Raw genomic sequence first — 8030 nt, 5'->3', positions numbered from 1 at the left:
AGAACTGCGGTATTACCCTTGTCGAGCCAGTAACTGAAGATCTGATCAAAAGCATGCGTCATGACAACGCTACCTTTACAGGTGGAACGGACTGTGGGCTGGTTCGCGACTCGTGATCAATCACCTCAGGCCACTTGACCTCTGGCGCCAGACGCATGGCGAATTGGCACCAGAGGAGATCGTTGTGATCTCGATTGAGAGGGGCTGGTGGAACAGCGGAGACGCCATGTTGCATGTAAGTACATATATAGGCCCAGATCGACGCTTCACCGTATAAGTTGTTCAAAGGGAACCGGTCGATGACGTTGTTGGTGCCTGGTTCCACGATGGACAGCATGATCCCTGTTTTTACGAGGTGCGAGCCTTGATGGGTTACGGCTTGTTTTCTCCAGCGTTCTGCGCGTACATCCTTCCAGTCGTAGCTGACGATTTTTATTGGCCATGGAATGAAGGGGTTCCACCAACAGAAATTGAAATTGTAGGCGTAAATTTTTTGGCGGGCACGGTTGAAACGTATTGGTTCATCGCGCGGGGGCATGCTGGCTGCGCGAAGGAATAAAGTTGTCTGCCATATGCCTGCAAGTAGTGTAAGGATTCCGGCCAGCATAAGATTGTACAGACTATATATTGCGCTATCGACTACTGCGTAAGTGATCAGGATAAGAACTGGAATAGTGGCTAGTGCTAGCACAAACAGTATCTCTCGAGCACTTATTGAATGTCGTGATACTTCCAGGTAGGTGTCGTCTTGGTAGTTTGCACTTAATAGTGTGGGGGATGGTGCGACATTGGAAGAGGTGAATGGAGGATGGAAGTCCTCTTTCCAGCCTGAGCATGGAGGAACCAGGATAGGTTTTTTCATTTTTATCCCCTTACGTCCAGTTTGTCTTGTTTTTTTACTAATTTCGCGAAATTTGTGGTGTCGTCCTTGTCGGGCCAATAGCTGACTGTTAACTCAAAGGCGTCGATAGTTTTGAAATCTGCGGTTGGTGTACTCCCTTCTATTCTTAGAGTCTTTCCTTGGCGAGAACTGTCCTCTGAACTACCGGTGCTCTCATGCAGCTCGGTTTTTGCCTTGTCGCTGTCTCCCGAGTACACGGTCGGTACTGTGTTTCTACCCGGTGAATAAACTACCACCGTCCATTCGTATCTTGCCTGTCCGTGAACAAAGTTAGGAATGGTTATTGTGTAGTTCAGACGTGTTTCGAGTGGAGCCGAGAAGCTGTCCCTCAGCGTGACGAACGGCTCTATCGTTTTTGGTGGGTGTGTTTCTTTGAATGTTATGTCTATTGAAACGTGCGCAGTAATACCCAATAGGGCTGCATTGAGAGCACCTATGGAGTTGTCACTTTCATCGGCGGTCTGCCACTCGCGATTCGAATCGGGTAGCCCCCATCTGGACTGGCGTGCCCAGATTTCCAGTGGGGACGATTCATCTTTTTTAGCTATCGAAGCAAACGTGTAGGCCGAAAGTGCAAGTATTAGTGCAAACCCTACAGGCCCTAGGAAAGCAGTGCCAAAGTAAAGTGTGCTTACACCTGCACCTGCTGAGAGAAATGCAAGTCCTCCGGCAATATAATAGGATATTGTGGATGGGTTATCTCCCTGGGAGGCTGTTCTTTGAGCCGCTAATACATAGTTGGCACTATCGGCAAATCCGGCCACGGCCGCGATTGCACCACCGTACCTCACAAGTTGCGTCCCCTGCATCAATGTCGAGCCCGCCGTCACGGCGACCCGGGCAGGCCGCAATATCTCGATCGCTTTCCCTGTCGCCTCAATACTCAACCCCAAAACCCCAATGGACGACGACCAGACCGCTGCCAACGCTTCGGCCTCTGCATTGCCTGGGATCGCGGTCAGCGCGTCATGATTCCTGCGCAGGCTGTCCTGCTGAAACCACAACCCACCCAGGCTCAACATCAAGTCCGCACGGCCCGGCCCCAGGCCAGACAAGCCACTGCGCAGGTTGTCCATGGCCTCACGGGCCAGGGCGCGGGTCTGCTCCGCGCTCAGGCTGAGCAGGCGCAGGCTGTGGGCGGCCTGGTATTGCAGGCTGTCTGCCCCTATGCGCACGCTGCGCAACGCCTCGCCAGCGCCGGTACCCGCGCTGGCCTGCAGGTGCTGCAACCGGGCCTGCAGATCCTCGGCGCTCTCCATAGTCCAGAGCACCAGTTCCACGACCTTGCCGTGCTTGCCGGACACCGCCGCGGTGATGGCGCCGCTGAGCAGCATGGCGTTGACCTTGTGCGCGGCGGGTTTGCGAAAGGCCTGGTCCAGCTGGCCCCGCAGCGCATCGGTGCGCGCCTGCAGGCCTTCGTTGAGCAGCTTCAGGTATTCGCCCGCCCTGAGCGGCACGACGAGCTGCGTCATGTGCTGCCCGGCAAAACGCAGCAGCGCCGCGCTGTGCACGTAGCCGATCATCTGCCGGGCGCCGATGGAAGCCGTTACTGGGCGAGTGATCGTCCCCTGGATGCTACATCCTCCATGCCGACTGGGATCAGCCTGATCTCTACGGCTGATCGATACTGTCGACCTCATGGGGCGCATCCTTCTCGATATCAGGAATTTGACTTGGGCTCTTGGGCCGACGTTTAGAGGCACGGGGTTTCCTCTCCGGCCGTTTGCCTGGGCGTATGGCCCAGAGGTAGGCGTTTTCCCGCAGCCTCTCCTGGATATGGGGTGGGTAATCGTCAACGGTGGTCACTGCCGGGACGGGTTTTCCCGGCAGGCCGGCTTCACGGATGATCTTGGGCCAGCGAGGCTTCCAGCACAGCAGGAGACTCAGCCAGTGGCCTGTTCCGATGATCAGGAAGGCAGGAGAGAGCAGCACCAGACCGCACTTGAGGACGCGTGAGGAACTGCGGAAGTAGTGGGTCAGGCCTTCGAACTGAGGTGTGAAGGCTTGCCAGGGCCAAGGGAAATGCGAGGTGATGTGGGGGGGCGGTAGTCCCTCTGGGCCTTCATCCATGAAGCGACGGATAAACTCCCATTCGGCTTGAAGCTCCGTGAAATTGTTGGCCGATTTGCCTACCCAGATCAGTTCGGGACGTAGCGTGCCAGTGAACACGGGCGACCATGTGAGTTCCAGCGGCATGCCCATACCACCCGGTGGAGCATACTTTTTATCAGAGCCGCTGGACGATACGCCGTTCCACGGCAGCGTGACGATCCCACCGCAGTAGACAGGACGATGAAGGTAGACCTGTTGAGTGGTACGGTTGAAGCGTATCAACAAGTGGCGTGACGTGAACATTTCAAAACGTGTGAAACGAAAACCATACTTTAGGTAAAGCCATAAGAGCCATGGGTCCAAGCAGAGAAAGAAAATTGTGGTGACTAGGAGTTCCCCATACGGTTCACCTTGATAGTTGTAGGTCAATGCGATTAATTTCTTAATGGAATCAGTGGTGAAATAGAACTCGAATGTGATTACCGCTATGACTGTAAGGGAAAGGATGGTGATCAAGCCACGTTTGTCTTCCCACATGCCGCAGCGCATTTCGAGCACATGCTCGTTGTACACGTAGACTGGGCCACGGCTCTTTGGGGTTTCGCATACTGATTTTTTTGCGGCTGCAACGTATTCTTCGTCTTCGCTCTCATACACCCCTCTATTCCTGATTGTTTTGTTCTGCCTTTTAAAGGCTTCGCGTTTCTCTTTAGGGTGTATGGCTGCCAGCCATGCGAACCACTCAATAAAATACATTAGATCACCTCGCTCATGGCATTAAACAACGCTTTGAGTTCTTCGGTGTCCTTTATGTATCCTTTGTCTGATGGTTTAAGGCGGAAACAGCATTTGCTACACCACTTCTCTAATGCGTCGTCATCGATAATGAGTAAGGTTATAGTGGTGGCCAACACAATGGCGCCGCCTATCCAGCTCAAGCGACTCAGAAACATCATGGCGGCACGGTTGGCTGCCAATTCTGCGGAGAGTGTGGAAAAAGTGGAGAATAAGCTGCTTTTCCATGTTTGATTGGCACTCATTGATAGCCAATGGAAAAACGCACTCGCTTGTGAAAACGCAATTCCTCCCTGCCCCAGAATTAGGGCGATCGTAGATACTGCTCTTGTCCTGTATGCTGCGGCAAGCATTGATTTGGATCTGATTTTTGCTTCTTCGGCATCTGAAACGTCCCACGCAATACTGACAACGCCACCCACCGTCGCCAATCCCGCCCCCCATAGCCGATAACGCCCCAGGCTGATGTCCGCTCCCCGCGCAATCGCGCTGTTCCGCCCGACGCCCAGCAGGGTCTGTTCCGTGCCCACCGCCAGTAGCTCGAACCCCGCCGCCGCACTGGCCAATCCAGCGGCCACCACCTCGCTCCAGAAACGCCGGTCCTTGTCATCCCGCTGCCCCTGCAACAGGAGCAGCCCCGCCTCCAGCAGGAGCAGCCCACTGGCCAGCCGAAGCCGATAGAACGAATGAGCATGAGCGCCCTGCAACGTCTCCACATAGGCGCGATCAAGGCGTCGGACCATGGGGGCGGCCACCCGTCCTCGCGAGGGGGTGTCACCCTCGAGTGCGTGTTCGCTCAGGCGCAGGTTGAGGGCTTGCTCGCCCAGCGAGGCGATGAGGTAGGTGCCCAGGCGCCGGTACAGCAGGCGATCCATGTTGCCGGGGGCGCCGGCCTGCAGGCTCTGGCGCCCCAGTTGACCCAGCCAGGCCAAGGCGCCGGCGGTGTTGAGGGCGCTGTGCTGGGCCAGCTGGTCGAGGTGGCCGTCCACCCGGCTGAACTGCGAGGCGAGTTCCTTGGCGTACTTGAGCGAGGTGTCTACCTGCTGCCAGTGATCGTATTCCGGCGGCAGTGCTTGCAGTGTCTGACGTGTCTGCTCCAGCACCTCGGCAATGGCGCGCTGGTTGAAGACGAAGGAACGCAGGGCCAGGTTGTCGGGCGTCAGCGTGTCGGCATGCCACCACTGGGCGAGCAGCCGTGCCCCGGCCGACACGCCCTCCATGCCGACCACGCTGAGCCCGGTCTGGTGAGCGAAGCACAGGCCGCTGCGCAGGTCGTTCTCGTCGTAGTAGGCCAGGGCCGCGAGCAGTTGCTCAGATTGCAGCCAGACGAGATGGTCGTCGGCCCTCACGTCGGCCAGGCGCTGCGCCTCGAGGCCGTGGGATTCGAACCAGGCAAGCTGGTCGTGCATGGCCTTGAGGTCGACGTGTGGCAGGTAGCGCGTTTCGAACTGCCGGGCAAACTCGCCGTTGTTCGCCCGGGCCTCAAGGTCCTGGCGCCTGAGTGCGCCTGCGGTATCGAGAATGCCTTCCTTGGCCTGCGCCCACCAGGCGGCCATCTGCGGGTTGGCGCCCTGATCGGCACCGGCGAGGTGGGCGCGCATGGCCTCTTTGTGACGGTCGACCAGCGCGGCGACCTTGCGCTCACTGAATTGCTGATGCAGTTCGGTGAAGGCCTGGGCGACCAGCACCTTGCGCTCGTTGCTGGGGCCGGGTTTTCCCGCGACCGACTCCGTGGCTTCCAGCCAATCCTTCAGGTGCTCCATGCCCGCGTTGCGCCAGGCATTGAGTTGCTGGGTGATGCCGATGGCATCCTCCACCACCACCGCGATACCACGAGCTTCGGGTTTGCCGGCAACCGGGCCCAGCATGTACCGGGCCGCCGTCAGCGAGTGGACGCTGGTTTCACTGAACAGCTGGTTGTCCAGCAGCTTGCGCAATGAGCTGTCGGTTTCCGCAGCGAAATCGGCGACCAGATCCAGTTGGTCATGGCGCAGCACATAAGGCCTGGGTGTCGGACAGCCAAGGCCGGTGAAGGCGGCGACATCCACGGCCGGCAGCCTGTCGCGTCGACGCAGCAGTTGCTGCTGGGCCGCTTCGGTCAACGGGTCGGGGCTGTAGAACAGGCGCAGCTCAGCCAGGTCTTCGAGGTCATGGACGTTGAACGCCAAGGCCGTGTTGCGAATCATATCGCGCAGGGTGTGGGCGTCTGTGGCGTCCGGCTCGGACTGCCCGGGGGCAACCAGCGACAATGAACCGTTCGCCGCAATGCGATAGGGCGGGTGCAGGCTGTGCTGCCCGCTGCGCTTGCGTTTCTCCATGACGTACAGGAAGCCTTGGCGCAGTGGCCGGATGGCATAGTCGGCATGCTGGAGCGTGGCAACGCTGTAGGGGTGGCGCAGGTGATCGGGCAGGCTGGGCAAGCGCAGGCGTTGGCCAGTAGTGCCGCCAACGGCCGCATAGCGCAGGGGCAGGATGGTGAAGGTGCGCGTGCAATGGACGGCGGGCCCGCTGGCGAAGGGGGCTTCCAGGGCCTCGCAGTTCTGCCGAGTGATTTCGAGCAATTTGTTGAAGTCGAACATCCGATGTCCTCAGCGAAGCTGTTCATGCAGGTGGGTTTTTACCGACTCGACAAGCGACGTTTGCTTGTCGAGGGCGTCATTTATGGCGGCTTGCCAGACGGGATCGCTCGTCAGGCCCTCACCCAGCAGCGCCATGAAGGTCACATAGGTGATCTGGTCTTCCTGCCGTATGAGGCCTGATTCACGTGCAAAGGCCAGGAGCCTCTGCGCGAGGCCCAGGCGAACAACATGACATTGTTCAGGTTTGCCGCTCGCGCGCAGGTTGTGCTTGAGTCGGTCAGCAAGCTGATACGCCAGTGCATCTCCTGCCAGCGACTGCCAACAGGCCTGATCAAGCCTGAGGCCATCGAGCGCTCTGACCTCAGGCTGGTCGCCGCCGGAAAAGTCGTACCAGAGTTGCCGGGCGGCATCGGGGTAGGGCACCCACCAGGTATGGATAGGGGCTAGCCAGTCGAGGATGTCGGGTAGATCCTGACGAGCGTGCAGCACACGCAGGCCCTGCTCGGTGTGATAGCGCAACAGGTAGCGATGGCCGTCTGGGGCCAGAAGGGTGTTGGCCTGTGCCAGATGTGCGGCCAGGTCCTTGGCCGGCAGCGCGCTGACGATCCAGCCACAGATGGCATCCTTGCACAGGTCGGTGAGCTGCCAGAAAAAGTCGGACTGGCCCTGCAAACGAGCGCTGGCGTCTGGAGCGCACAGGACAGTACCGACCTGCTGCAAATGGCTGAGCGCCTTCTGCGGCATCAGTGAGTGCAACACCTCTTTTCGCTGCCCGAGCTTTTCCAGCTGTTCGTCGTCAAGCCGTGACAGTTCGAGGAGGGTGGATAGCCGATAGCGCTCCGATTGATACAAGGGAGCCAATAGCCGGTCGTAGAAGGTACCTTTCATTCGCCTTCCCCTTCCATGCGAACGACATTCCGACCCTCTGCGATGGCCTTGAGCAAACAGCTGACGCAGATGGCTTCCCCAGGCTCCGGGGTCGCGTTGATCGCCAGTTGGCGTGAACCGCCCACCCCTGTCTGGGTTACCGGGCCTTTGATGTTTATCGCGATGGCGTCGAGCGTCATGCCGCTTGCGTCGAGACGTAGCGTCGCTCCTGGTGCCTTGATGACAAGGCTTTGCGATACGTTGAGTTCAATGACCTGGGTTTCATGGCGAATGGCTTGTCCGGCCCTCAGCGCGACATGACCGGCCACCTGTTGCTCCAGATTGCCGCCAACCTCTACCGAGTGATTTGCGGTGGTCTTGTCATAGCGATGATTGCCGACCTGTTCGGTGCGATCCTGGCCGGTAATGATGGTGCGGTGGCGACCGACCTCCAGCGTGTCATCCTGGCCAATTTGCTCATGACGATCTCTGCCGATTACCAGATGCTCGTCATTACCCACTTCCTCGCTACGGTTGCGGCCGAGAGTGATCTGTTCATCTCGCCCGACTCGTTCAGAGCGATCATTGCCAACCTGCGTGGTCTCATCATGCTTGACCACATTGTTCTGATCCCGCTGCGCATGGATGAACACCTCTTCCTGCCCCAGCTCATCCTCGAAGCGCAGCTCGTTGAAGCCTTGCCCCTTGTGGGTCTTGCTCTTGATGGTCATGCGCGTGCGGTGCTTGGGCAGTTCGTAGGGCGGCCGCTGGTTGCCGCAGTAGGTGCGCCCGGTGATCATCGGCTGGTCGGGATCGGCGTTGACGTACTGGATGAC

The 8030-nt window shown here is 58.4% G+C and carries 5 protein-coding genes and 1 pseudogene; all 6 read right to left on the bottom strand.

Features of this window, described 5'->3' with window-relative positions:
• Positions 1–58: 58 nt before the first annotated feature.
• A complete protein-coding gene (locus HU735_RS27220) occupies positions 59–862 on the bottom strand; it encodes a DUF6708 domain-containing protein (protein WP_238349908.1) in 804 nt (267 codons plus the stop codon).
• 2 nt (positions 863–864) lie between these two features.
• Positions 865–2424, bottom strand: coding sequence for a hypothetical protein (locus HU735_RS26695; protein WP_186716466.1), 1560 nt, complete (start codon positions 2422–2424; stop codon positions 865–867).
• Between the two features lie 88 nt (positions 2425–2512).
• Positions 2513–3709, bottom strand: a complete 1197-nt coding sequence (locus HU735_RS26690; RefSeq protein WP_186716465.1) for a DUF6708 domain-containing protein — start codon at positions 3707–3709, stop codon at positions 2513–2515.
• Positions 3709–6327, bottom strand: a complete 2619-nt coding sequence (locus HU735_RS26685) for a T6SS effector BTH_I2691 family protein (RefSeq protein WP_186716464.1) — start codon at positions 6325–6327, stop codon at positions 3709–3711. Before HU735_RS26685 ends, HU735_RS26690 begins: the two co-directional genes overlap by 1 nt.
• Positions 6328–6336: 9 nt before the next feature.
• On the bottom strand, positions 6337–7215 hold the full coding sequence (locus HU735_RS26680; protein WP_186716463.1) for a DUF4123 domain-containing protein: 879 nt from the start codon (positions 7213–7215) through the stop codon (positions 6337–6339).
• Positions 7212–8030: pseudogene (locus tag HU735_RS26675) on the bottom strand (type VI secretion system tip protein VgrG); the annotation flags it as partial. The gene HU735_RS26680 and the pseudogene HU735_RS26675, both read right to left, overlap by 4 nt.

It is taken from the genome of Pseudomonas sp. BW16M2 (genome assembly GCF_014268865.1).
GTDB classification, from domain to species: Bacteria; Pseudomonadota; Gammaproteobacteria; order Pseudomonadales; family Pseudomonadaceae; genus Aquipseudomonas; species Aquipseudomonas peradeniyensis.
This window is presented reverse-complemented; position numbering and strand designations above follow the sequence as displayed.